At 73.4% G+C, this 23,727-nt stretch carries 21 protein-coding genes and 3 tRNA genes; 9 read left to right on the top strand and 15 right to left on the bottom strand.

All coding sequences use genetic code 11. The features are described from left to right. The first annotated feature begins 101 nt into the window (after nt 1-101). Nucleotides 102-1,154 carry an RNA polymerase sigma factor gene (locus ACZ6JT_RS09700; RefSeq protein ID WP_469208934.1) on the top strand — a complete coding sequence of 351 codons (1,053 nt, stop codon included), beginning with the start codon at nt 102-104 and terminating at the stop codon, nt 1,152-1,154. 52 nt (nt 1,155-1,206) lie between these two features. Here the strand turns inward: ACZ6JT_RS09700 and ACZ6JT_RS09695 are convergent, their stop codons facing one another. The 5 genes from ACZ6JT_RS09695 to ACZ6JT_RS09675 all read right to left on the bottom strand — a co-directional run bounded on the left by ACZ6JT_RS09695 (nt 1,207) and on the right by ACZ6JT_RS09675 (nt 7,499). Then, a complete protein-coding gene (locus ACZ6JT_RS09695; RefSeq protein ID WP_469208933.1) occupies nt 1,207-1,728 on the bottom strand; it encodes a GNAT family N-acetyltransferase in 522 nt (173 codons plus the stop codon). Between the two features lie 105 nt (nt 1,729-1,833). Beyond that, a complete protein-coding gene (locus tag ACZ6JT_RS09690; protein ID WP_469208932.1) occupies nt 1,834-3,756 on the bottom strand; it encodes an ABC transporter ATP-binding protein in 1,923 nt (640 codons plus the stop codon). Further along, on the bottom strand, nt 3,753-5,486 hold the full coding sequence (locus ACZ6JT_RS09685) for an ABC transporter ATP-binding protein (RefSeq protein ID WP_469208931.1): 1,734 nt from the start codon (nt 5,484-5,486) through the stop codon (nt 3,753-3,755). The genes ACZ6JT_RS09690 and ACZ6JT_RS09685 overlap by 4 nt, the downstream gene beginning before the upstream one ends. A gap of 157 nt (nt 5,487-5,643) precedes the next feature. Continuing rightward, nucleotides 5,644-7,101, bottom strand: a complete 1,458-nt coding sequence (locus ACZ6JT_RS09680; protein ID WP_469208930.1) for an FGGY family carbohydrate kinase — start codon at nt 7,099-7,101, stop codon at nt 5,644-5,646. Nucleotides 7,102-7,199: 98 nt separating this feature from the next. Further along, nucleotides 7,200-7,499 (bottom strand): YtxH domain-containing protein, encoded by a 300-nt coding sequence (locus ACZ6JT_RS09675; RefSeq protein WP_385814058.1) that lies wholly within the window; start codon nt 7,497-7,499, stop codon nt 7,200-7,202. A gap of 145 nt (nt 7,500-7,644) precedes the next feature. Between ACZ6JT_RS09675 and ACZ6JT_RS09670 the strand changes: the two genes are divergently transcribed. From ACZ6JT_RS09670 to ACZ6JT_RS09660, 3 genes are all read left to right on the top strand, one after another. Continuing rightward, a tRNA-Asn gene (locus ACZ6JT_RS09670) sits at nt 7,645-7,717 on the top strand. A 5-nt stretch (nt 7,718-7,722) separates the two neighbouring features. Beyond that, nucleotides 7,723-7,795: transfer RNA gene (locus ACZ6JT_RS09665), tRNA-Asn, on the top strand. 191 nt (nt 7,796-7,986) lie between these two features. Beyond that, a tRNA-Ile gene (locus ACZ6JT_RS09660) sits at nt 7,987-8,060 on the top strand. A 90-nt stretch (nt 8,061-8,150) separates the two neighbouring features. On the opposite strand, the gene ACZ6JT_RS09655 is transcribed toward ACZ6JT_RS09660, so the two are convergent. Both ACZ6JT_RS09655 and ACZ6JT_RS09650 read right to left on the bottom strand, forming a co-directional pair. After that, nucleotides 8,151-9,767: an MFS transporter gene (locus ACZ6JT_RS09655; protein WP_469208929.1), complete on the bottom strand. Its 1,617-nt coding sequence runs from the start codon at nt 9,765-9,767 to the stop codon at nt 8,151-8,153. Between the two features lie 183 nt (nt 9,768-9,950). Further along, nucleotides 9,951-11,108, bottom strand: a complete 1,158-nt coding sequence (locus tag ACZ6JT_RS09650; RefSeq protein ID WP_469208928.1) for a carboxylate-amine ligase — start codon at nt 11,106-11,108, stop codon at nt 9,951-9,953. Between the two features lie 215 nt (nt 11,109-11,323). Between ACZ6JT_RS09650 and ACZ6JT_RS09645 the strand changes: the two genes are divergently transcribed. Continuing rightward, nucleotides 11,324-12,586 (top strand): MFS transporter, encoded by a 1,263-nt coding sequence (locus tag ACZ6JT_RS09645; protein WP_469208927.1) that lies wholly within the window; start codon nt 11,324-11,326, stop codon nt 12,584-12,586. A 582-nt stretch (nt 12,587-13,168) separates the two neighbouring features. Here ACZ6JT_RS09645 and ACZ6JT_RS09640 read toward each other — a convergent pair. Next, a complete protein-coding gene (locus ACZ6JT_RS09640) occupies nt 13,169-14,002 on the bottom strand; it encodes an AraC family transcriptional regulator (protein WP_469208926.1) in 834 nt (277 codons plus the stop codon). A 48-nt stretch (nt 14,003-14,050) separates the two neighbouring features. Between ACZ6JT_RS09640 and ACZ6JT_RS09635 the strand changes: the two genes are divergently transcribed. Beyond that, entirely contained in the window at nt 14,051-14,413 is a 363-nt protein-coding gene (locus ACZ6JT_RS09635; RefSeq protein WP_469208925.1) for a cupin domain-containing protein, read from the top strand. A gap of 521 nt (nt 14,414-14,934) precedes the next feature. On the opposite strand, the gene ACZ6JT_RS09630 is transcribed toward ACZ6JT_RS09635, so the two are convergent. The 3 genes from ACZ6JT_RS09630 to ACZ6JT_RS09620 form a co-directional block, all read right to left on the bottom strand. Further along, the gene (locus ACZ6JT_RS09630; protein ID WP_469208924.1) at nt 14,935-16,284 is read right to left on the bottom strand and encodes a carboxyl transferase domain-containing protein; all 1,350 of its coding nucleotides are present in this window, start codon (nt 16,282-16,284) and stop codon (nt 14,935-14,937) included. A 4-nt stretch (nt 16,285-16,288) separates the two neighbouring features. Beyond that, nucleotides 16,289-16,771 carry a hypothetical protein gene (locus tag ACZ6JT_RS09625; RefSeq protein ID WP_469208923.1) on the bottom strand — a complete coding sequence of 161 codons (483 nt, stop codon included), beginning with the start codon at nt 16,769-16,771 and terminating at the stop codon, nt 16,289-16,291. A gap of 186 nt (nt 16,772-16,957) precedes the next feature. Continuing rightward, entirely contained in the window at nt 16,958-17,686 is a 729-nt protein-coding gene (locus tag ACZ6JT_RS09620) for a LysE family transporter (RefSeq protein ID WP_469208922.1), read from the bottom strand. A gap of 69 nt (nt 17,687-17,755) precedes the next feature. On the opposite strand from ACZ6JT_RS09620, the gene ACZ6JT_RS09615 reads away from it, so the two are divergent. Then, the gene (locus tag ACZ6JT_RS09615) at nt 17,756-18,190 is read left to right on the top strand and encodes an Lrp/AsnC family transcriptional regulator (RefSeq protein WP_469208921.1); all 435 of its coding nucleotides are present in this window, start codon (nt 17,756-17,758) and stop codon (nt 18,188-18,190) included. A gap of 104 nt (nt 18,191-18,294) precedes the next feature. Here the strand turns inward: ACZ6JT_RS09615 and ACZ6JT_RS09610 are convergent, their stop codons facing one another. Together ACZ6JT_RS09610 and ACZ6JT_RS09605 are read right to left on the bottom strand one after the other, a co-directional pair. Beyond that, nucleotides 18,295-19,890, bottom strand: a complete 1,596-nt coding sequence (locus ACZ6JT_RS09610; protein WP_469208920.1) for a sensor histidine kinase — start codon at nt 19,888-19,890, stop codon at nt 18,295-18,297. Then, a complete protein-coding gene (locus tag ACZ6JT_RS09605; RefSeq protein ID WP_030711274.1) occupies nt 19,887-20,924 on the bottom strand; it encodes a rod shape-determining protein in 1,038 nt (345 codons plus the stop codon). The genes ACZ6JT_RS09610 and ACZ6JT_RS09605 overlap by 4 nt, the downstream gene beginning before the upstream one ends. Nucleotides 20,925-21,134: 210 nt before the next feature. Here ACZ6JT_RS09605 and ACZ6JT_RS09600 point away from each other — a divergent pair, with 210 nt between their 5' ends. Then, the gene (locus ACZ6JT_RS09600) at nt 21,135-21,845 is read left to right on the top strand and encodes an esterase/lipase family protein (protein WP_469208919.1); all 711 of its coding nucleotides are present in this window, start codon (nt 21,135-21,137) and stop codon (nt 21,843-21,845) included. Here the strand turns inward: ACZ6JT_RS09600 and ACZ6JT_RS09595 are convergent. Beyond that, nucleotides 21,842-22,399 (bottom strand): hypothetical protein, encoded by a 558-nt coding sequence (locus tag ACZ6JT_RS09595; RefSeq protein ID WP_469208918.1) that lies wholly within the window; start codon nt 22,397-22,399, stop codon nt 21,842-21,844. The two genes, ACZ6JT_RS09600 and ACZ6JT_RS09595, sit on opposite strands and share 4 nt — an antisense overlap. 78 nt (nt 22,400-22,477) lie before the next feature. Between ACZ6JT_RS09595 and ACZ6JT_RS09590 the strand changes: the two genes are divergently transcribed. Then, a complete protein-coding gene (locus tag ACZ6JT_RS09590; RefSeq protein WP_469208917.1) occupies nt 22,478-23,200 on the top strand; it encodes an SCO2400 family protein in 723 nt (240 codons plus the stop codon). Between the two features lie 54 nt (nt 23,201-23,254). Here ACZ6JT_RS09590 and ACZ6JT_RS09585 read toward each other — a convergent pair whose 3' ends face one another. Beyond that, nucleotides 23,255-23,680, bottom strand: coding sequence for a MarR family winged helix-turn-helix transcriptional regulator (locus ACZ6JT_RS09585; protein ID WP_469208916.1), 426 nt, complete (start codon nt 23,678-23,680; stop codon nt 23,255-23,257). Between the last annotated feature and the right edge of the window lie 47 nt (nt 23,681-23,727).

The following is a 23,727-nucleotide window of genomic DNA, read 5'->3' as shown; positions in this document are numbered from 1 at the left end:
ACCGGACTCAGAAAGTGCTCGCACGCCCCTCGTGGCCGCCATGTGTCGTACCCCACACTGAAGGCGGTGCCCCCGTCCTCGGAGCCCTGGAGGTCGCCCCCGTGCAGACCCGGACCCTGACCGTGAACGTGAGCGAGTCCTCGGAGGCCAAGGCCGTGGACGAAGAGCCCGAGGTACCGGAGCTGATCGATCCGGTGCCCGCGCCGCGCAGGCGCGGCAACAGCGACGGCGGGGGCGGAGCGGGTCCCTCCGCCGATCTGTTCCGGCAGTACCTCCGCGAGATAGGCAGGATCCCCCTGCTGACCGCCGCCGAGGAGGTGGACCTCGCGCGGCGCGTCGAAGCCGGGCTGTTCGCCGAGGAGAAGCTCGGCAACACCCCCGATCTCGACTCCCGGCTCGCCCTGGACCTCGACAAGCTCGTCGTCATGGGGCGGATGGCCAAACGCCGGCTCATCGAGTCGAACCTGCGGCTCGTCGTCTCCGTCGCCAAGCGCTACGTCGGCCGCGGGCTCACCATGCTCGACCTCGTGCAGGAGGGGAACCTCGGGCTCATCCGGGCCGTCGAGAAGTTCGACTACGCCCGCGGGTACAAGTTCTCCACCTACGCCACCTGGTGGATCCGGCAGGCGATGTCCCGGGCCCTCGCCGACCAGGCCCGGACCATCCGCGTCCCCGTCCACGTCGTCGAGCTGATCAACCGCGTCGTGCGCGTCCAGCGCCGCATGCTCCAGGAGCGCGGGTACGAGCCCACCGCCGAAGAGGTCGCCGTCCAACTGGAGTTGACCCCCGAGCGGGTCATGGAAGTGCTCCGCCTCGCCCAGGAACCGGTCTCGCTGCACGCGCCGGTCGGCGAGGAGGACGACGTCGCCCTCGGCGACCTCATCGAGGACGGCGACGCCGCCTCCCCCGTGGAGTCGGCCGCCTTCTTCCTGCTACGCGAGCACCTGGAAGCGGTCCTGTCGACCCTCGGCGAACGCGAACGCAAGGTCGTGCAGCTGCGCTACGGGCTCGCCGACGGGCGGCCGCGCACCCTGGAGGAGATCGGCCGGATCTTCGGCGTGACCCGCGAGCGGATCCGCCAGATCGAGTCGAAGACCCTCAACAAGCTCCGCGACCACGCCTTCGCCGATCAGCTCAGGGGCTACCTGGACTGACGGCCGACGGGAAAGGGGGGCGCCCCGCCAGGCGCCCCCACCCCGTTCCCGACTACGGCTGCGCGGGCCCGTGGCCGTGGCCGTCGGTCAGGCTCCGGCTCATCCAGACGTCGTCGACATAGATATCGTCCAGCAGGAACTCCTCGGGCAGCACGCCGACCACCGCGAAGCCGCACCGCCGATAGAGCCGCTGCGCCGGCCCGTTGTGGCCGAGCACGCGCAGGGTCATGCGGCGGGCACCACCGGCCCGGGCGGCGGCGCAGGCCGCCTCGACGAGGGCCTGCCCGACTCCGCCGCCACGGGCGGACTCGCTGACGGCCAGCCCCTGGATGTGACGGACGTGCCGGTTGGACGCCAGGGGACTGGCCGGGGCCTGGGCGACGTATCCGACGACCCTGCGCCCGTGTTCCGCGACGAGGAAGCTCTCCACGGGGTGGCGCTCGTCGAAGAGCGCCGCGTCCGGCGGGCGCTTGGGGCCGGGTTCGCTCACGCGCGACCACGCCGCGCGGTGCAGCTCCAGGATCTCGTGCTCGTCCTCCGCCCGGGCCGGGCGTATCACCACGTCCAATGCCATGCCGTCATGCTAGCCACCGCGGACCCGGGTGCCGGGGCGCCCGGGTACGCCTCGTACCCGAGCACCCCTCCGCCCCGCGCCGCACCCGGGCGACGGCCTGGTCGGCTATTCGACCTCGACGACCGCCTGCGCGAACTGCGCCGCGTACAGCCGCGCGTACGCACCCTCCGAGGCCAGCAGCTCCTCGTGCGTTCCCTGCTCCACGATCGAGCCGCTCTCCATCACCAGGATCACGTCCGCGTCGCGGATCGTGGAGAGCCGGTGCGCGATCACGAAGGACGTACGGCCGTGCGCGAGCCGCGCCATCGCCTTCTGGATCAGCACCTCGGTACGGGTGTCCACCGAGCTCGTCGCCTCGTCGAGCACCAGGATCACCGGGTCCGACAGGAACGCCCGGGCGATGGTGATCAGTTGCTTCTCGCCCGCGCTGACGCCCGCGCCCTCGTCGTCCAGGACGGTGTCGTAGCCGTCCGGCAGGGTGCGGATGAAACGGTCCGCGTGCGCGGCCCGCGCCGCCTCCTCGATCTCGGCGCGAGTGACCCTGCGCGAGGCGCCGTACGCGATGTTCTCCGCGATGGTGCCGCCGAACAGCCAGGTGTCCTGGAGCACCATGCCGATGCCCGTGCGCAGTTCCTCGCGCGTCATCTTCGCGATGTCCACCCCGTCGAGGGCGATCTCCCCGCCGGTGACCTCGTAGAACCTCATCAGCAGGTTCACGAGCGTCGTCTTGCCGGCGCCCGTCGGGCCGACGATCGCGACCGTCTGGCCCGGCTCGACCGACAGCGAGAGGTTGTCGATCAGCGGCTTGTCCGGCTCGTAGCGGAAGGCCACCTTGTCGAAGGTGACCTGGCCCCGCAGCTCCTCCGGACGCTCCGGAACCTCGGCGTCCGCCTCCTGCTCCGACGCGTCCAGCAACTCGTAGACCCGCTCCGCCGAGGCGACACCGGACTGCACGAGGTTCGCCATCGAGGCGACCTGCGTCAGCGGCATCGAGAACTGCCGCGAGTACTGGATGAAGGCCTGCACGTCACCGATCGACAGGGTGCCGGAGGCGACCCGCAGCCCGCCGACGACGGCTATCAGCACGTAGTTGATGTTCGAGATGAAGAACATCACCGGCTGCATGATGCCGCTGACCAGCTGCGCCTTGAAGGAGGCCCGGTAGAGCGCCTCGTTCTGCTCGGCGAAGACGGCCGCGGACTCCTTCTGCCGGCCGAAGACCTTCACCAGGTTGTGCCCCGAGTACATCTCCTCGATGTGGGCGTTGAGCGCTCCGGTCGACTTCCACTGCGCCACGAACTGCGGCTGCGACTTCTTGCCGATCTTCGCCGCGACGAAGACCGACAGCGGCACCGTCAGCAGCGCGACCAGTGCCAGCAGCGGCGAGATCCAGAACATCATGGCGAGCACGCCGACGATCGTCAGCAGCGAGTTCAGCAGCTGACCCATCGTCTGCTGGAGCGTCTGGCCGATGTTGTCGATGTCGTTGGTGGCCCGGCTCAGCACCTCGCCGCGCTTCTGCTGGTCGAAGTACGACAGCGGCAGCCGCGACAGCTTCGCCTGGAGCTCCTCGCGCATCCGGTAGACGGTGCCGTTCATGACGTGGTTCGACAGCCGGGTCGCGACCAGCATCAGCAGGCCGGCCAGGGTGAAGACCACCAGCGCCCAGATCGCCACGACCCCGACGGCACCGAAGTCGATGCCCTGCCCCGGGGTGAAGTCGGTCCCGGACAGCATGTCCGCCATGCCGTCCTGGCCCTTGGCGCGCAGCCCGTCCAGGGCCTGCTGCTTCGTGATCCCCGCCGGCATCTGCCGGCCCACGATCCCGGCGAACACCAGGTCGGTGGCCTCACCGAGGATCTTCGGGCCGACCACCGCACAGCCGACGCTGCCGACGACGGCCGCGACCATGCCCCAGATCTTGGCGCGGTCGTGCGCGAGCTGGCCGAGCAGCCGCTTGCCCGAGCCCTTGAAGTCCATGGACCGAGCGGCCGGCCCCATCATCATCCGTCCTCCGGGCCCGCTCATGCGGCCTCCGCCTCCGTCAGCTGGGAGAGCACGATCTCCCGATAGGTCTCGTTGCCGGCCATCAGCTCGTGGTGGCGCCCCTCGCCCACGACCCGGCCCTCGTCCAGGACGACGATCCGGTCGGCGTCACGGATCGTGGAGACCCGCTGGGCGACGATGACCACCGTCGCGTCCTCGGTCTCGCGGGCGAGCGCCGCGCGCAGCGCCGCGTCCGTCGCGTAGTCCAGGGCCGAGAAGGAGTCGTCGAACAGGTAGATCTCCGGGCGCTGCACGAGGGTGCGCGCGATGGCCAGACGCTGGCGCTGACCGCCGGAGACATTGGTTCCGCCCTGGGTGACGGGGGCCTCCAGGCCACCCTCCAGCGCGGCCACGAACTCCTTGGCCTGCGCCACTTCCAGCGCTTGCCACAGCTCTTCGTCACTCGCGTCCGGGCGCCCGTAGCGCAGGTTGGAGGCGATCGTCCCGGAGAACAGGTAGGGCTTCTGCGGGACCATGCCGACCGTCCTGGCCAACAGCTCGGGATCGAGCCGGCGTACGTCCTCCCCGTCGACCAGCACGTCGCCGCCGGTCGCGTCGAACAGCCGCGGGACCAGGCCCAGCAGCGTGGACTTGCCGCTTCCGGTGGAGCCGATCACCGCCGTGGTCTCGCCGGGGCGGGCCACCAGGCTCACCCCGCGCAGCACCGGGGACTCGGCACCCGGGTAGCCGAAGTCGGCGCCCCGCAGCTCCAATACGCCCCTGCGCAGCAGCTTGCGCACCGGCTCGGCGGGCGGGACCACGCTCGACTCGGTGTCCAGGACCTCCTGGATGCGCTCGGCGCAGACCTCGGCGCGCGGCACCATCATGAACATGAAGGTGGCCATCATCACGGACATGACGATCTGCATCAGGTAGGCGAGGAAGGCCGTCAGCTGGCCGATCTCCATGCCGCCGCTGTCGACGCGCATCGCGCCGAACCAGATGACGGCGACGCTGGAGATGTTCACGACCACGATGACCGTGGGGAACATGTACGCCAGGAGCTTGCCGGAGGCCAGCGAGACGCCGGTCAGGTCGGCGTTGGCCTCGCGGAAACGGTCCTTCTCGTAGTCGTCGCGGACGAACGCCCGGATCACCCGGTTGCCGGTGATCTGCTCGCGCAGCACCCGGTTCACGGTGTCCAGGCGGTCCTGCATCTGGCGGAACAGCGGCCGCGTCCTGTAGACGATGGTGCCGACCGCGATCCCCAGCACCGGGACCACGGCGAGCAGCACGCCCGACAGCCGCACGTCCAGCGAGAGCGCCATGGCGATGCCGCCGACGCACATGATCGGGGCCGAGACCATCAGGGTGAAGGTCATCAGCACCAGCATCTGGACCTGCTGGACGTCGTTCGTCGTACGGGTGATCAGGGACGGGGCGCCGAACTGGCCGAGCTCCCGTGCGGAGAAGCTCTGCACGCGGTCGAAGACGGCCGCGCGGACGTCCCGCCCGAAGGCCGCCGCCGTCCGGGCGCCGTAGTAGACCGCTCCGACGTTGCAGACGAGCTGGACGAGCGAGACGCCGAGCATCAGGGCGCCGAAGCGCAGGATGTAGCCGGTGTCGCCGTTGACCACACCCGTGTCGATGATGTCGGCGTTGAGGGTGGGCAGGTAGAGGCTGGCGCTGGTCTGCAGCAGCTGCAGCAGGACCAGCACCGCGATGGGTTTCCGGTACGGACCCAGATGGGTCCGCAGAAGTCGTATGAGCACGCGCAGGCTCCGGTCGGCAAGATCGAGGGGGTTCACCCCATCTTGGGCCAACCGGCCCATCGATCCCCAGCGGATTTCGCAAAGGCCGGTCAAAAGGAGTAGGCCACCGGGCACGGCGGCCCTAGGCCTTCAAGGAGCCGGACCCGGCCGAGCCCCCTCACGCCCCCTGGAACGCCCCGGGATGGATCTGCTCCCGCGTCGCGATGTACTGCTGGCGCACCCCCTGCCACGCCGGGAACTCCTCACCCGGCTCGAAGACCTGCGCCGCCGGGGCCGGCCAGACCGGCGGGGTGTGCGGGGACAGCGTGCCCCGCGCCACACCCAGCGCCCAGGCCGCCTGCCGCGCCGCGCCCAGCGCCGCGTAGTCCGCCGGCGCCGGGACCACGACCTGCGTCCCGAACAGCCCGGGAGCCGCGGTCTGTACGGCGGGCAGCTCGGCCGCCGCGCCCAGCAGGAACACCCGGCGGATCTCGACCCCGCGCGAGCGCAGCACGTCGAGCGCGTCCACCAGCCCGCAGAGCATGCCCTCGAACGCGGCCCGGGCCAGGTGCTCCGGCTTCATCGAGTCCCGGCGCAGCCCGGCCAGGGTCCCGGCGGCGTGCGGCAGGCTCGGCGTCCGCTCACCCTCCAGGTACGGCAGGAGTACGAGGCCGTGCGCGCCCGGCGTCGACTTCAGCGCGAGCTCGGACAGCCCCTCCAGGTCGGTGCCGAGCAGCTCGGCGGTGCCGCGCAGGGCCCGTACGGCATTGGAGGTGTTCACCACGGGCAGGTGCATGCCGGTGGCGTCGGCCAGGGAGGTGATCAGTCCGCCCGGCTCCGACAGCGCCTCGTGGTGCACCGCCATCACCGAACCGGAAGCGCCGAGCGAGACCACCGCGTCGCCGGGACCCAGCCCCAGCCCGAGCGCGGCGGCCATCGTCTCGCCGGTGCCGGCGGAAATGAGGAGCCCCTCGGGCGTGGTCCCGGCGGTGTCGGCCGGGCCGAGCACCTCGGGCAGCAGCGCCCGGTGCCCCAGCGCCAGCTCCACCAGGTCGGGCCGCCAGGCTCCGGAGGCCGCCGACCAGTACCCGGTGCCCGAGGCGCCGCCCCGGTCCGTGGTCCGCCGGGCCGGCCGGCCCAGCAGCTGCCAGACCAGCCAGTCGTGCGGGGACATCAGCACGGCCACCCGGCGGGCCGCCTCGGGTTCGTTGCGCGCCAGCCAGGCGAGCTTCGCGACGGGCTGCGCGGCGTGCGGGACCGAGCCCACGGCCTCGGTCCAGGCCTGCCGGCCGCCGAGGGCCTCGGTGAGGTCGACGGCGGCGACCTGGGGGCGCTTGTCGTTGCCGACGAGGGCGGGGCGGACCAGGCCGCCCTGCGGGTCCAGCGGCAGCAGACCGTGCTGCTGCGCGGAGACCCCTATGGCCTGGACCCCTTCGAGGAGCCCGCCGCCGGCGGCCTCGCCGAGGGACAGCAGCCAGGCCTGCGGATCGGTCTCGTGGGGGCTGGCGCCGTCGGGTTCGCCCGTGGGCTGCGGATGGGGCGCGTACCCCTGGCGCAGCACGGCGCCGGTCTCGGTGTCACAGACGACGATGCGTGTGAAGGCGGAAGAGCTGTCCAGCCCGGCGACTATCCCCATGTGGAGGATTCTGCCGCACGCGGGGCCGGTCTCGACCGCTGCGGAGCCCCCGGAACCTCACCGGTCCCGGGAACCCCGCGCGGCGGACGCCGGACGCCTCAGGTGTTGCTCGTGCCCCAGTCGTCCTCGCCGCCGCCGGACCGGTCGCGCAGTCCCCGTACCCGCCCGGCCAGCGAGGCGGGCACGGCGTCGCCGACCTTCTCGCTCACCGCGGTGAAGGCCTTGCCGGCGTACTGGCGCCCGGTGTGGCCCGCGGTCTCGGCGGCGTTGCGCACCGCCGGGTTCTGCGCGATCTCGCGTGCGGACTTCTTCAGCTGCTCGTAGCGCTCGCGTCCGGCCCGGGTTCCGAGCACGTACCCGAGGGCCAGTCCGACCACGAACGTGACCTTGTACCGCATGCCTGCCACCCTTCGTCGTGTGGTGCCCGGCCTGCTGTCGATACCGATTGGCGGAGCACCCCCCTGCTTGCGCTAATCTATGACTCGCAACGGGCACTCGCCCCCCGGCAAGGCCGGAGGTGGGCTGTTCGATGTACCGCAGCAATCCCCTGTAGCTCAATTGGCAGAGCAGCCGGCTGTTAACCGGCAGGTTACTGGTTCGAGTCCAGTCGGGGGAGCGCGGTCCCCTGTAGCTCAATTGGCAGAGCATTCGGCTGTTAACCGGAGGGTTGCTGGTTCGAGTCCAGCCGGGGGAGCAAGGAAGAAGAAGAGGGCCCCACGGGGTCCTCTTCTTTTCTTTGTCACCCCGTTCCGGGAACCGGGCAGCCCTCAGCGCGGTCTCTCTGAACAGGCGAAGCCGATCATGCGAGGCATCCGAGGCAGGAGATCGTATGAGCGGCTATGCTGCGGCAGACGGCGCGCACACGTGTACGCGCCACGCCGTGAAGGGGCGGTAGCTCAGCCGGTTAGAGCAGCGGACTCATAATCCGTCGGCCGTGGGTTCGAGTCCCACCCGCCCCACTGCGAGCCGCAGGTGCAGAAACGATCGCACCTGCGGCTTCGGCGTTTTCAGGAACGGGCGGTGCCGGACCCGGCGCACGCGGGCGGCGGCTACGGCTCCGACGAGCGCGGCTGCGCCGACGGGATCCGGTGGACGAAGAACAGGGAGACGAGCGCGGCGAACGCCAGGATGGCGAGCGCCGCGCGCAGGGCGTCGAGCCTGGCGTCGGCGTTCGCGTCCAGGGCCGCCCGCGACACCTCCGGGCTCGTGCCCGCTTCGTCGAGGGCGGTCTCCAGCTGGGCGTCGGACAGGAACGGTGCGCCGCTCTGGAGCTGGACGGTCGCCTGGCTCGTGACGCTGTCCGGGATCGCCGGATTCGCCGCGACGTTGGTCAGGAACGAGGTGGTGAGCGCGGCGATCATGATCGATCCGGCGAGAGCCGTACCGATCGAGGCGCCGAGGTTGGTGACGGCGTTCTGCACGCCGCCGACTTCCGCACTCTGCGCCTGCGGCACCGCGGACACGGTGACCGACCCCAGCTGGGACGCCAGCGCCCCCATGCCGAGCCCGATCAGCAGCAGGGGAACGGTGACGACTTCCGCGCCCGCGTCCAGGTCGAGCGCGGCCATCAGGACCACCGCTCCCGCGAGCAGCGCGAGGATCCCGAGCCGCACCACGCGCCGCGGCGAGACGTCCGGGAGGAAGCGCGGGATCAGGACCGCGGCCGCCAGCAGGCTCACCGACAGCGGCAGCAGGCGGACCCCGGTGTCCAGTGCCGACAGGCCCAGGACGACTGACAGGTAGAGCGGGACGAGGAAGAACACGCCCATCTGCACGAGGTACTGGAAGAAGAACATCGTCAGGCCGCCGGTGAGCTGCCTGTTCCGCAACATCCCGGGATCGACGAGGGGATCCCCGCCCCGCTCGACGACCCGGGCCTCCCAACGGAGGAAGAGCCAGAGCAGCGCCAGACCCGCCAGCACCAGCCACGTCGTCAGGGACACGCCGATCCACGCGGGGGCGTCGGACTTCGGCTGGAACCAGCCCCATTCGTCCGATCGGAGCACGCCGTAGACGAAGGTGCCGAGCCCGAGCGCGGAGAGGACGGCGCCGACGAAGTCGATGCCCCGGCGTTCACCGGGCGGGGCGTCCGCGATGCGGCGCGCGAGCACGAGAATGGCGAGCACTACCAGGACCTCTCCGGCGAAGACCCACCGCCAGGAGAAGTACGTCGTCGCGATGCCGCCGATGAGAGGCCCGAGCGCGATCGCGATGGCCCCGGCCGCCACGACGAGTCCGTAGGCGGCGGGGCGGCGTTCGACGGCGAAGTTGCCGGCGACGAGCGCGACGATCGCGGGCAGGATGAGCGAGGCTCCGACTCCCTCCAGGAACGCCCAGCCCAGGAGCAGCACGGTGAGGTTCGGTGCGAGTGCCGTGGTGAGGGAGCCGGCCCCGTAGACGCAGCAGCCGATCACGAACGCGCGTCTGCGGCCGATCAGCGCACCGACCTTGCCACCCGGGATCATGAACATCGCCATCACGAGGGTGTAGGCCGTGATCGCGCCTTGGATGCCCGTCACCGTCGTGCCCACGTCCTCGGCCACCGTGACGATGGAGACGTTCATGACGGAGCTGTCGAGCGCCATCAGGAACTGACCGGACGCGAGCGTCAACAGGACGACGCGCGCTTTCGCCGAACTCTCGGTCGTGCCTGCCCGGGATGACATGGACGCATGCTCCCAGCGGCCCGAGGGCCCGCAGGGCCGACCCGCCGCGCTGTCGACCGGACAGCGGCTGCGCCGTGCCGGGCGGCGCGCCCGGACCCGGGCCCGCCCGTCCTCCTGCGGGCCGCAGGTGCGGAAACCGATCGCACCTGCGGCCCGGGCGTCTCCGGGGGCTTCCGGCGCCGGCTAGAAGTCCTCCGTTTCGTCCGCGAGGTGGCGCAGTACGTCCGTCAGGTCCTGGCGGCGGGCGAAGGCCACGCGTTGGCGGTGGGCGCCCGAGCCGTCGCGCAGGAGGCCCGCCAGGGCCTTCGCCGCGTGGTCGAGGTCGCCGGCGGCGGCCAGGTCCGGCGCCACCAGGTCCAGCAGGGCCTCCGCCAGGTCGGCCGCGGGCAGTTCCGTCCCCGTGTACGGGTCGAGCCCGAAGCCCTCCAGCCCGTCGTGCGCCGCCCGCCAGCGGGCGAGGCGCAGTACGTCGTCCCGTACGGCCGGCTCGGGGCGCCGCTCCTCGATCTCGCGCAGGGCCGTGGAGACCAGCGCACGGGCCAGTTCCGCCTGGAGGATCGCCGAATCGATGTTCGGGGACATGTCGGGCGCCCGGATCTCCAGCGTCGGCCAGTGCCCGGACGGACGGAGGTCCCAGTAGACCATCTTGATGTCCAGGGCCGCCCCGGAGCCGAGCAGCGTCTGCACCGAACGCCGGAAGTGGGCGGTCGACGTGAAGTGCGGCGGCAGCCCCGCCGAAGGCCAGCCGGACCAGGCCATCGCCCGCCAGCTGGCATGCCCCGTGTCCCGGCCGCCCCAGAACGGCGAGTTGGCCGCCAGGGCGATCAGCGTGGGCAGCCACGGTCTGATCCGGTTGGACACCGCCACGGCGGTGTCCACGTCGAGCGTGCCGATGTGGATGTGCCGGCCGCAGCTGACCAGGGTGTCGGTGAGCGCGCCGAAGCGGCGGTGCTGCTCGCGCTGGCGCGGCTCGTCGTCGGTCAGGTGCAGCGGCCCCTCCACGGCGACCACCGGCGAGGGCGCGGCCAGCAGCCGGCAGCCGTGGGCGCGGGCCGCCCGGCCGAGGGTGCGCCGCAGGGCGGCCAGTTCGGTGCGCAGCGCGGCCGCGGAATGGGCTATCGGGGTGGAGATCTCCACCTGGTAGCGGGTGCCCTCGGGGTGCAGCTCGCCCGGCAGCCCGCCGGCCGTCGCGAGGACCAGCGGGGCGGCGGGAACCACCCGGAAGGTGCGGGCGTCGACGAGCAGGAACTCCTCCTCGACGCCGACGGTGAGGGGAACGGTGGGGCGCACCGCCTTCTGCGTCGTGCCGGTGCTCGTGGTGCTGTTGCCAGGTTCGATCACTACGCCTCCCTGGACATACGAGTCTTTTCATCATGAGCTGAACACGAGGGGAGGAGCGCACGTCGATTCAGTCAAATGTCCGGTGATAGTGGCGAGTTACCGGCAAGAGGCCATCCGAGGCGGGACCGCGGGGCCGGATGGGACGACTGTTGCCGGTGTGTGAAGCCACGCAATAACCCCTCGGGGCGCCGAACCGCCGCCGGTTAGGATCCCCTGTGCCCCCGACGACCGCTCCCACCCGCCCCAGGCGGCGAATATTCGCCGACCTCACCCCGCTGCGCACGTCCGCGGACTACCGACGGCTGTGGGTCGGCGGCACGATCTCCTGGGTCGGCCAGGCCATGACGGCCCTCGCGATCTCGCTCCAGGTCTACGACATCACCCGGTCCAGCTTCTCCGTCGGGCTCGTCGGTCTCTTCTCGCTCGTCCCGCTCGTCGTCTTCGGGCTCTACGGCGGCGCCATCGCCGACACCGTGGACCGGCGCAAGCTCGGCCTCTACAGCTCCCTCGGCGCCGCCGCCCTGTCGGTCGCCCTCGCCGGGGCCGCGCTGCTCGACTACCACCGGGTCTGGTTCCTGTACGGGGTCGTCGCCCTCCAGGCGGTGTGCGGGGCGCTCACCGGACCGGCACGGTCCGCGATGATCCCGAGGCTGCTGCCGGACGAGCAGCTGCCCGCCGCCAATGCCCTGAACTCCGTGACCATGACCTTCGGCACGATGGTCGGGCCCGCGCTCGGCGGCCTGATCGTCGCCGCCGGCGGCTACGAGACGGCGTACCTGATCGACGCCGTGACCTTCACCGCCGCGCTCTACGCGATGTGGCGGCTGCCGTCGATGAAGCCCGACCGCGCCGAGGAGGCCCGGGGCCGGGCCTCGGTGGTCGACGGACTGCGCTTCCTCGGGACCCGGCCCAACATCCGGATGACCTTCTTCACCGACATGTCCGCCATGGTGCTGGCGCAGCCGAAGGCGCTGTTCCCGGCCGCCGCCGTGCTCTGGTACGGGGGCGACGCGAAGACGGTCGGCCTGATGGTGGCCGCGATCGCGGCCGGGGCGCTGCTGGGCGGGCTGTTCTCCGGCTGGCAGGGCCGCATCCGGCGGCACGGGCTGGCGATCCTGCTCTCCGTCGCCGGCTGGGGACTGGCCATCGCCGCGTTCGGACTCACCCGGAACCTGTGGCTCGGGCTGTTCTTCCTGGCCCTCGCCGGAGCCGCCGACACCGTCTCGATGGTGTTCCGCAGCACGATGCTCCAGGCCGCCACGCCCGACGAGATGCGGGGCCGCCTCCAGGGCGTCTTCATCGTGGTCGTCGCGGGCGGGCCCAGGCTCGGTGACTTCATCGCCGGCAGCACCGCCGACCTGACCTCCCCGGCCCTCGCCGTGACGGGCGGGGGGCTGGCGTGCGTGCTCGTACTGGGACTGCTCGCGCTGCGGTGGCGCAACTTCGCCCGGTACGACGCGAGGTCCCCCGAGGCGTAGCCGCTGGGACCGCTGGGCGGTACGGGGGGCGGGTCGGCTGCCGGTCGGCTGCGCCGCTCGTGCGGGTACGGGGCTTGGCGCACCGGAGCCCGGCGGGGAGCGGGAGCCGGTGGACTGCGCCGCGGGTTGGCTGCGCCGCTCGGGCGGGCTACGGGGGCCGGTTGCACCGGGGCCTGGTCGGGTGTGGGGGTCGGTTGGGGTGGGGGCGGGCGCGCGCCGGGGCGTCTCCTCGGGCGCCAAACGTGTCGGGGCGTCGGAAAGCTGGGCGGAAGTGCGTTTGGCACCCTGCGGGGATCGCCCCGACACACACCCACCCCCGCCCCAACCGACCCGGCTGCTACCCCCAACCCCTGCACCCCTCGGCTACGCCGCACAAATTCAGCCTCGCCGGCGTTTGAGGCGCGGGGCCCGGGGCGGAGCCCCGATCTTGGAGCCGCACCCTCAGCTGGGCCTTGCCGCGCAAATCCAGCCCCTCCGGCGTTTGAGGAGCGGGGTGCGGGGCGGAGCCCCGGGCCTTGAGCCGCACCGGTCAGCTCCGCCGCACCGTCCGGTCTTGCCGCACCGATTCAGCCTCGCCGGCCTTCACATAGGGCCGGATCGGGCGAACCGCGCCGGGCTGATCCCCACGTGCCGCACGAAGTGCCGGGTCAGGTGCGCCTGGTCGTAGAACCCCGCGGCCGTCGCCGCCTCGGCCGGCCGCATGCCCGCCAGCAGCAGCCGCCGTGCCAGCGCCACCCGCCGCCCCGTCAGGTACGCGTGCGGCGGCAGCCCGTACGCCGTCCGGAAGCCCCGGATCAGGTGGGTGGGGTGGACGTGGCCCAGCTCCGCCGAGGCCTCCTCCAGGCTGATCCCCTCGGTCACCCGCGCGTCGATCAGCTCGCGCAGCCGTACGGCGAGCCCCGCGCCCGGCGCCCCGTACGCCGCCGGCGCGCGCCCCGCGAGCCACCGGTGCAGCCGCTCCCGTACGAAGACCAGCCGCGACTCCGCCTCCAGCCGCTCGACGGCCCCGGCCGGCAGCTCCCGCGTACCGAGCGCCCGGTGCAGCCCGTGGACGTGCTCCCGCAGGGCCGGGTCGAGCAGCAACGGGGCGTCGACGGCGGCCCCGGTGAGGCTTTCGGGCAGGACGGAGGCATCGAGGTAGAGGACCCGCTTGCGGAAACCGGCCTCGGTGACGGTCCGCCCGTCGTGGACCACCCCGGGCGGCAGCAGGATCACGGAGTCCCCGAGCCCGACGCCGTGCCGCTCGCGGTCCAGCGCGAAGTCGACCCGTCCGCCGTCCAGGATCATCAGCGCCCAGGTGTCGTGCACGTGCGCCGGGTAGGCGTGGTCGGTGAACCGGGCGTGGAAGACCTCGGCGATCCCCGCGACCGGCGGCTGCCAGGCGGAGACCGTGCTGCGCGGACGTATCGCGGCCATGTCAGGAACGTACAAGACCGCCCGCGCCCGCTCCGTGAGGCTGTCCGCATGACGACACACAAGGTCAACATCGCCGAGAAGCTGGCCGGCTTCACCGAGCAGTGGGCCCCGCACCGCATCGCCCGCTTCAACGACTACGAGGTCAAGACCGCGAAGGTCCAGGGCGAGTTCGTGTGGCACAGCCACGAGGACACCGACGAGCTCTTCCTCGTGATCAGCGGCACCCTGACGATCCGTCTGCGCGACGGGGACGTGGTGCTGGGGCCGGGCGAGATGTACGTCGTCCCGCGCGGGGTGGAGCACTGTCCGGCGGCGGACGAGGAGACGGCGATCCTGCTGTTCGAACCGGCGGGCACCACCAACACCGGCACCGCCGGCGGCCCCCGCACCCGCCCCCCAGTCGACGCCTAGCCCCGCGCCACGCGGCCGGGTCGTGGGGCGCAGCTGGCCGGTGCGGCTCAAGGCCCGGGGCTCCGCCCCGCACCCCGCTCCTCAAACGCCGGAGGGGCTGGGTTTGTGCAGCGGCGGCTGGAGTGGTGCGGCACCGCTGGCGGGTGCGGCTCCAAGATCGGGGCTCCGCCCCGGGCCCCGCGCCTCAAACGCCGGAGGGGCTGGATTTGGTGCGGCGGGGCTGAATTTGTGAGGGGAGGCCGAATGTGGGCCAGCACCGGAAGGTTGGCGGCCGGGTCGGTTGGGGTGGGGGTGGGTGTGTGTCGGGGTGATCCCCGCAGGGTGCCAAACGCACTGCCGCCCAGCTCTCCGACACCCCGACACGTTTGGCGCCCGAGGAGACGCCCCGGCGCGCGCCCGCCCCCACCCCAACCGACCCCGTAGCCAACTTGGCCGCGCCGCGGCAGGCCCCCACACCCGCCCGAGCGGCGCAGCCGACCCGCGGCGCAGCCGACCGGCCCGCGCAGGGGAGCGGTGGTGAGCTAGCTCGACTCGTTGGCGACGATGCCGCGGGCCACCCCCAGGGCGACCAGGTCCTGGGGGCGGATGTGGAGTTGGTCCGCGGTGGGCGGGGCGGCCGATGGGGGGCGTTTGAGGATGGCCGCCGCCAGTTCCGGGGCGATGACCGAGAAGTAGCTGTCCGGGGTGACCCAGGTGTTGCCCGGCGCGGCCAGCGCGAGGGCGCCGCCCGAGCCGCCCTCGCCGATCAGCAGGGTCGTGACCGGGACCGAGGCGCCCGCCACCGCGGCGAAGGTGTCGGCGATGGCCGCGCCCGCGCCGGCGTGTTCGGCGGCGGCGTCGTTGGCCGCGCCCGGGGTGTCCACCAGGGTGAGCACGGGGATGCCGAGCCGGTCCGCGAGGCGGATGACACGGGCCGCCGTACGGTAGCCCGCCGGGCGGGTGGCGGTGCCGCACTGGGCGGCGTAGGCCACGGCCCGGCCCTCCCGCAGCCCGAATCCGCACAGCATGCCGGGGTCGGTGCCGCCGGCCCGGTCCCCGGAGAGGGGCAGGCGGAGTTCGAAGTACGCGTCCAGGTACGCCGGCGCGTGCGGGCGGTCCGGGTGACGGGCCTGGCGGACGGCGTCCCAGCCGGTGGCCGGCGGCGCCGTGTCGGCCAGCGCGGCCGGCGGCTCCACGGGCCCGGCGGGGCGGGGCGCGGCCAGCACGCGCAGCCAGTCGGCGAGGGCGCCGGGCAGCGCGGCGGCGGGCACCACGGCGTCCCCGTGCCCGGCGGCGTACTGCCCCTCGGCGCAGTAGGCCGCTGGATCCGCGTCCGCCGGGCGCACCCGGGAGCCGGCGAAGCCGACCTGCGCGCCGGGCAGCGCGAGGATCACGTCGGCCCCGGCCCCGAGCGTGGCCCAGCCGCCACCGGTGGTCGGATCGCGCAGGACGGCCAGCTGGGGGAGGCCCGCCGCCCGGGTCAGGACGCTCTGCCGGGCCACGCGCTGGAGCTGGGTCAGCGCGAGCATGCCCTCCTGCATGCGGGAGCCGCCGGTGGCGATGAGCGAGACGAGGGGGAGGCGGTGCTCGCGGGCGTGGGAGTACGCGGCTTCGAGCCGGTCCCCGGTGCGTTCGCCGAGGGACCCGCCGAGGAAGCCGAACTCGAAGGAGAGGACGGTGGCTTCGCTGCCGCCGATGCGGGCGGTGCCGACGACGACGGACTCCTGCTCGCCCGTGCGGTCGGCGGCGCGGGCGCGGGAGTCGTCGTAGCCGGTCCAGGCCAGCGGCCCGTCGGCGGGGGACTCCCGTCGGGGGACGGGGAGTTCGGCGAAGCTGCCGGGGTCGGTCACGGAGGCGATGGCCGCGCGGGCCGAGAGCCGGGTCGTCGTCACGGGGTCACCCTAGGGGGTGTCCTGCCGATCGGGGCGGGGTGACGAGTGCCGCGGCGAAGAGGAGGGCGGCGGGCGGCAGCAGGTCGAGGCTCACGGCCGCGGTGGCCGTGCCCGGCACCACCGTGACGGGGCGTCGGGGCTGACGCGGCGCCGGACGAGGCCGGCGTGGAAGAGGACCGGGCCGCTGCCCCTCGACGAGCCGGCGCCGCCGGTACGCGGACTCGGGCGGGTGCTCCTGGCGCTCCGTGCGCGAGCGCTGGTTGCCGGCCGCCGGCCTGCGCAGCGGCTGCGCGGGCATGGTGACGCGCCCGGCGCTCTCCGCGTCCCGCGGGTCGGCGGAGACCGGAAGGGCGGAGCCGAGGGTCAGGCCCGCCCGGCGGGCCGGCGAGACCGAGCGGGGGGCGGCGGACGCGCTCAGCCGGCCCGCCCGGGTGGGGGGCCCGGCCGTCCGGCGCAGGGCCGGGAAGACCACGGTGGACAGTGACACGCCGGCGAGGCGAGCAGTGCGATGTGGCCCGCCGTCCAGGCGGGGGCGGACCGGGGCCGGGGGCGCTGAGCCTGATAAGCCCGTAGGCCGGCATGCACGGGGGCGCGGCCGGGGGGCGGGCCCCATCGCCGTATCCGGCATCACGCCAGCGCACCCCGAGGCGGCCCCCGGTGGTCCCTGACCGCCTCACCCGAGGGACGGGAGGGGGAAGGCGATCTTCAGGGCGTAGGCGGCGACCAGGCCGTAGCCGAGACGGAAGGTCCAGACGCGGGCGGTGGCGGAGATGCGGGTGCCGGCGAGCGCGCCGAGCACGACGAGGGTCTGCTGCCAGAGGAGCGAGGCGGCGCCGACCCCGAGGAGGAAGGCGGCTCCGGCCGGGCCGGTGTCGAGGGTGGCGCCCTGGGCGGTGGTGAGGGCGGCGAAGTAGAGGGCGGTGGTGGGGTTGAGGGCGGTGAGGCCGACGTAGCGGGCGAAGGCCGTTGCCGCGGGGCGCGTACCGGTGCGGGTTTCCGTGCCGGGTCCGGCGCCGTTGCCGGGGGTGCTGCCCCCGGACCCTCCTCCAGCTACCGCTGGGGGTACCCCCAGCGCCTCGAACGCCGGCGGGGCCGGATCGGGCGGCAGCGGGCGGGGCGAGCGGCTGAGGCCGTGGGCCGCGATGGTCAGGAGGACGGCGGCGGAGGCCAGGCGGACCCAGGCTTCGATCGGGGAGACGTGGGAGGCCACCCAGGGGCCGACGGCCGCGGCCAGGGCCGCGTAGCCCAGATCGACCACGGCGATGCCCGCGGCCGCGGCCATCGCCGTCCGGCGGTGCCGCATGGCCTCCTGGAGCAGCAGTACGCTCATCGCCCCCATCGGCATCGCCACGCCCAGGCCCGCGACCGCGCCCGCCAGGGCCGGTGTCATCAGTTCGCTCATAGGGCGAGGGTCGGCCCCGGCACCCGGGGGATGCGCGCGAATACCGGCCCCCACTGCGAGAATCGCGGTATGGACCGACTGGACAGGGAAATCCTCGGCATCCTCCAGGAGGATGCGCGGATCTCGTACCGGGACCTCGGGGTCCGCGTCGGCCTCAGCGCCAACGCCACCGCCGACCGGGTGCGGAGGATGCGCCGGGAGGGGGTGATCCGCGGGTTCACCGTCGTGGTGGACCCGGCCGCCGACACCTCCGGCGGGCTCGTCGTCTTCATCGACGTCACCCTGCGCCAGGACACCACCAACGAGGAGTTCGAGCGGAAGGTCGCCAAGCTCCCCGGGATCACCGAGGCCGTGCACGTGACCGGCGAGCACGACTATCTCCTGCGCGCCCGCGCCGCCGACCCCGCCGCCCTCGACGGGCTGCTCCGCCGGCTGAAACGGGAGGCGGGCGTCGCCCAGTCCAACACCCGGCTCGCCCTCCGCGCCGCCAACCGCCCGGTCTGAGGCGGGCGGGAGCGGTTCCTCCTGCGCCTGGTGCCCGACGCGGTGCCGCTCTCCGCCGGCGCGGTCCGCTCTCCGGCGGCCGGGGTCTGCCGGGCCCCGGCCTCCTACAGCGCCGACTCCCACGTCGCCGACGTGCCCCGCCTGCCCGACTCCGTGCGGCCGTCGTCCGCCACCGTCAGGCGGACGTAGGACGGGGTCGCGTCCACCTTCACCTCGATGGAGGTGACCCCGCTGCGCCGGTGCGCCGCGGCCAGGGCGGTGCGCAGGGCGGCCAGCAGGTCGCCCGCGACCGGGTCCGGCAGCAGGGCGTCCACCGCGCCCGTGAAGTGCACCGACGGCTGGAAGCCGAGCAGGACGGCCGCGCCGCCCGTCTCGCGCAGGACCCGACCGCGGAAGGTCGTCGGGGCGTCGGTCGGCGGCTGCTGGAGGGCGAAGATGGCCGTGCGGACCTCCTGGATGGTGGAGTCCAGTTCGTCGACGGCGCGGCCGAGTTCGTCGCCGACCGTGTCTGCGGAGGGGGCGTTCGCGGCGCGCCGGCGGGTGCTCTCCAGCATCATCTCGGTGGCGAAGAGCCGCTGGACCACCAGGTCGTGCAGGTCGCGCGCGATCCGGTCGCGGTCCTCGTACACGGCGAGCTGTTCCCGGTCGTGCTGGGCGTCCGCGAGGACGAGGGCCAGCGCGGCCTGGGAGGCGAACTGCGAGGCGAGCAGCCGGTCCACCGCGTCGTACGGGGGGCCGCCCCGGGCGCGCGGCAGGGCCAGGGTGCCGATCAGCTGGCCGCCGCTCTGGAGGGGCAGCATCATGCTCGGGCCGAATCGTTCCCGCACGTGCGTGGTCATCCGCGGGTCCGTCGCCGAGTCCTCTATGAAGACCGGCTCGCCGCCGAGCAGTTGCGTGAGGACCGGGCTGCCGGGGGCGATGGCGGTGCCGACCAGGTCGCCGGGGTCCCCGGGGGTGGAGGCGGCGACGATCTCCATGCCGCCCTCGGGGGTCGGCTGGAGCACCACGCCGGCCGCGGCGTCCGCGAGCAGCCGGGCCCGTTCGGCCACGCACATCAGGGCGTCGGCCGCCGGGCGGCCGGCCAGCAGGGTCGTGGTCACGGCGGCGGCGCCGTCGATCCAGCGCTCCCGGCGGCGCGCGGTCTCGTACAGCCGGGCGTTGCCGATCGCTATGCCCGCCTGCGAGGCCAGGACGCGCACCAGGGCGAGGTCCTCGTCGGTGAACGGGCCGCCGCCCCGCTTCTCGGTGAGGTAGAGGTTGCCGAAGACCTCCGTGTGGACCCGGATCGGGACGCCCAGGAAGCTGCGCATGTGGGGGTCGTCCCCCCGGACGAAGTCCGGGGGAGGGTGGCCCGGCGGGAAGCCGGTGGCCCGCGGGTCCTGGGTGAGGTCGTCCGGCAGGAGCGGGCGCGGGTCGCCGATGAGGGCGCCGAGCAGTCCGTCGCGCCCGTCCGGGAGGCGGGGGATCGCGGCCCGCTCCGCCTCGGTGAGCCCGGCCGTGAACAGTCCGGTCAGCCGGGCGCGCTCGGGGTCGACGACCCCGAGCGCGCAGTACCGCGCCGAGCACAGCTCGGCGGCCGAGTCCACGATGTGCTGGAGGGTGGTGTGCAGCTCCAGTTCGGAGCCGACGCTGAGGACGGCCTCCAGCAGCACCGGGAGGCTCGGCCCTTCCTCCTCGGGCTCCTGCCCGGAGCGCGTCATTCGGCCAGCGGGTTGAGGACCATGGGGGCGATCTTCCCTTCGAGCATCGCGCCGAGACCGAGTACGGCGCACACGTCCGGCCGTTCCGCGATGGCGACGGGCATTCCGGTGGCGTCCCGCAGCATCTGGTCCAGGCCCGGCAGCAGGGCGCTGCCGCCCACCATCATGATCCCCCGGTCCGTCAGGTCCGCGACCAGGTCCGGCGGGCAGTCCCGCAGCACCTTGCCGATGCCGTCGAGGACGGCGGTCAGCGGCGTGTGGATGGCGTCCCGTACGGCCGCGGTGTCCACGTGGACGGAGCGGGCCAGTCCGGTGGCCACGTCGCGGCCGTGGATGAGGGTGGAGGCCGGCCCCTCGGCGGTGATGCCGTTCCCGTGCAGGGCCAGTTGGAGCGGCCGGACGGCCTGGCTGGGCAGCATCAGCTCGTGCGCGTGCCGCAGGTGCTGGACGACCGCGTGGTCGATGGCCTCGCCGCCGACCGGGATCCGTTCGGCGGTCACGATCGAGCCGAGGGAGAGGACGGCGACCTGGGTGGCCGCGGCCCCGCACACCATGATCATCGTGGCGGTCGGCTGCTCCACGGGCAGTCCGCAGCCGACGGCCGCGGCGATCAGGGTGTCGACCAGTTCGACGCGGCGGGCGCCGAGCCCGACGAGGGTCTCCACGGTGGCCCGCTGGGCCAGCGGGTCCGCGTCGTGCGGGGTGCAGGCGGCGGCCCGCAGCCGGGGCTTGCGGCGCAGGGCGCGCCGCAGCTTCTCCCCGAGGAGGTGACGCAGCATCCGCTGGGCCATCTCGATGTCGACGACGGTGCCGCCGGAGACGGGGCGCACGACCCGGATGTAGTCGGGGGTGCGGCCGGTCATCCGTTCGGCGAAGGTTCCGACGGCGATGAGTGCGCCGGTGCGCGTGTTGACCGCGGCGACGCTGGGTTCGTCGACCACGAGGCCGGCGCCCTTGACGTACACGCGGGTCCTTGCCGCCCCCAGGTCGACGGCGACGTGGCAGCGGCGCAACTGCTCAAGACTGACGGTCACGGCAGATCCTCCCGAGAGCGCTGACGCAAGAAGACCGGCGGAAATGCCGGCACTTTTCATATCATCTCGGACATTTGGGTCTAACCGCCCGTTGGGCTGCTCCGGCCGGGGGTGCGCCGCGCCTGCATGGGGGTGGATTTCTGTACCGACAGGCAGCACCATGCCCGCACCGCACGCGCTACTCACCCGTAACAAGGTAAGGGGGACCCGATGCTGACGGCCCGACAGAGACTGCTGGCAGTCCTGACGCTCTGCCTGGCGCTGCCGGCGCCCTTCCCGGCCCATGCCGCCGACCGGGTCCAGGTCCCCGCCCCTGATCGGGCGTCATCGCGCAATCCGGTGATCTTCGTGCACGGCTACAACGCCGATCCGGGAGTCTGGGGAGCCCTGCGAGGGGACCTGCGCTCCGCCGGGTACGCCGACTCCGAGCTCTTCTCCTGGGGCTACGACACCCACCAGTCCGTCAACGAGGTCCTCGCCGGGCGGCTCGGCGCGTACGTCGACCAGGTCCGCCGGGACACCGGGGCCGCCCGCGTCGACGTCGTCGCGCACTCCTTCGGCTCGCTCGTGAGCCGCTGGTACGTGAAGTTCGGCGGCGGCACCGCCACCGTGGACCACTGGGTCTCGCTGGCCGGCCCCAACCGGGGCACGTCCACCGCGTGGGCCTGCGCCCTGTGGGACCAGGCCTGCCGGGACATGACCCCCGGGTCGTACGTGGTGAAGAACCTGAACGGCGGGGACGAGACTCCGGGCGCGGTGAAGTACGCGACGTTCTGGTCCCACTGCGACGAAGTGGTCAACCCGGACGACAGCGTCCCCCTCGCCGGGGCCGCCAACACGCCCGTCGGCTGCCTCAAGCACAACGACCTGCTCGGCGACGACGGCGCCTCCGCGGGCGTCCGCGCCTTCCTCGCCTCCTAGGCCGCGTCCACCGCGACCCGCTGGAGCAGGCCGTACGTGAACTCCGCCACGCACGGCCTGCCCCGCGCGGCGAAGGCGAGGCGCCAGCGGGTCGGGGCGGTGCCCTCCATCGGCCGGACCGGCGCGAAGGCCCGCGCCACCTCGTCCACCGTGGCCGACCAGGGCAGCAGGTCGTCCGGCGACTCCAGTACGGGCCCCGGCGCGCCCGGGGCGCGCACCAGCCACTCGTTCCACACCGCCCCGTCCGGCGCGGCCAGCACCTCGAAGCGCAGGTCGGGCCAGAGCGGCAGCGGCCACAGCAGGGCCTCGCACTCCAGGTCGCCGATCGTGCGGCGCTCGGCGGACTCCGGCGGGCCGAGCACCGAGCGGTACCGGGCCAGGGCGCCGCGGGAGCGGGGCGACCTGACCATCGCCTGCCAGTGCTTGTTGGCCTCCCGCTGGTCCGCGAGCGAAGCGCCGAGCCGGCGGCGGGCCTCGTCGGCGAGTTCCGGCTGGAAATCCGACATCCGCCGCAACAGCACCAACTGGAAGGCGGCGGGACCGAAGGAAGTCATGGAAGGAACGATTCCACACAGGATCCTTACGTTCTCGGAATACGGATGTTGCCGCCGACCACGTAGCCTGCGGGCGCCATGAACTACTGCCACGCATGCCGGAGGCACCTCAACGGCGCACTGGCGTGCGCCGGCTGCGGAACCCCCGCCGAGTACCTGGTACCCGCCGCGCCCGTAGCCGTGCCCGCCCCCCAGGCGCCGGCCCCGGAGCCGCCGCCGGTCCTGGCCGACGTGTTCGCGGACTCGCTGGTCGTCCTGTCCGCCCCGAACGAGCGCAGGCAGGGCGCGCGCCGCCGGGCCACGCACCGCAGACGCCGCCGGACCGTGCTGACCATCGGCCTCGGCCTGGTGATCGCGCTCGGGGGCTCGCTGGCGGTGGCCCGCTTGGCCACCGACGGGGAGCGCACCGACCGGGCCGCCAACGTGGTGCTGACCGACGACGGCCCGCAGCAGCCCGCGCCGCTGCCGGACGGGCCGACGGTCGCGGCGCCCACGGGGCCCGGGAAGGCCACCGCCAAGGCCCCCGCGGGCACGAAGAAGTCGGGGGCCGCGGCGCCCTCCGGGGACGCCGCCCAGCCGGGTCCGAGCTCGTCCGCCGTCGAGCCCGCCCCCATGACCTCGGGGCCGCCGACCGGCACCCCCGGCCCGGTGGGATCCGTACGGCCCAGTTCGTCGGGCCAGCCCTCCCGCAGCATCACCGGCTCCGCGCAGACGCCGACGCCGACCCCGGCCCCGCCGACGCCCAGCCCCAAGCCGCCCAAGAACTGCGGCTTCCTGGGCATGCTCTGCTGGGGCGACTGACCGGAGCGCCGGCCCGGCCGGGACGGCCCGCCCGCCCGAGCGGCAGGGGCCCCGCTACCCGCCGAGCATCCGCTTGAGCAGGTCCCGCAGCACCGCCCGCTCCGCCGGGGACAGCCCGGCCAGCGGTTCGCGGGCGAAGTCCAGCGACTCGCGCAGCCGCTCCGCGGTCTGCAGCCCCTCCTCGGTGGGCGCGGCCAGCTTGACCCGGCGGTCGGCCGGGTCCGGACGCCGCTCGACCAGCCCGCGGGTCTCCAGCCGGTCGACGATCCCGGTCACGTTCGAGGGCTCGCACCGCAGCTTCTGCGCGATGCGGCGCATCGGCGTCGGCTCGAGGGAGAGCATGGTGAGCACCCGGGCCTGCGCACCGGTCAGCTGGTGGCTGGCGGCCGCGTGCTCGTACTCCATGTGATAGCGGGCCACGACGTCGCCGATGAGTTCGACGACCTCGACGGTCACTGGGTCTACGCGACGACTGGGCATGGATCCAGCTTACCCATTTACTTGACAACATGAAATATCCAGGCGCA

It is taken from the genome of Streptomyces sp. NPDC046308, assembly GCF_055588065.1.
The sequence above is the reverse complement of the archived record's forward strand: the minus strand, read 5'-3'. Positions and strand labels throughout refer to the sequence as shown.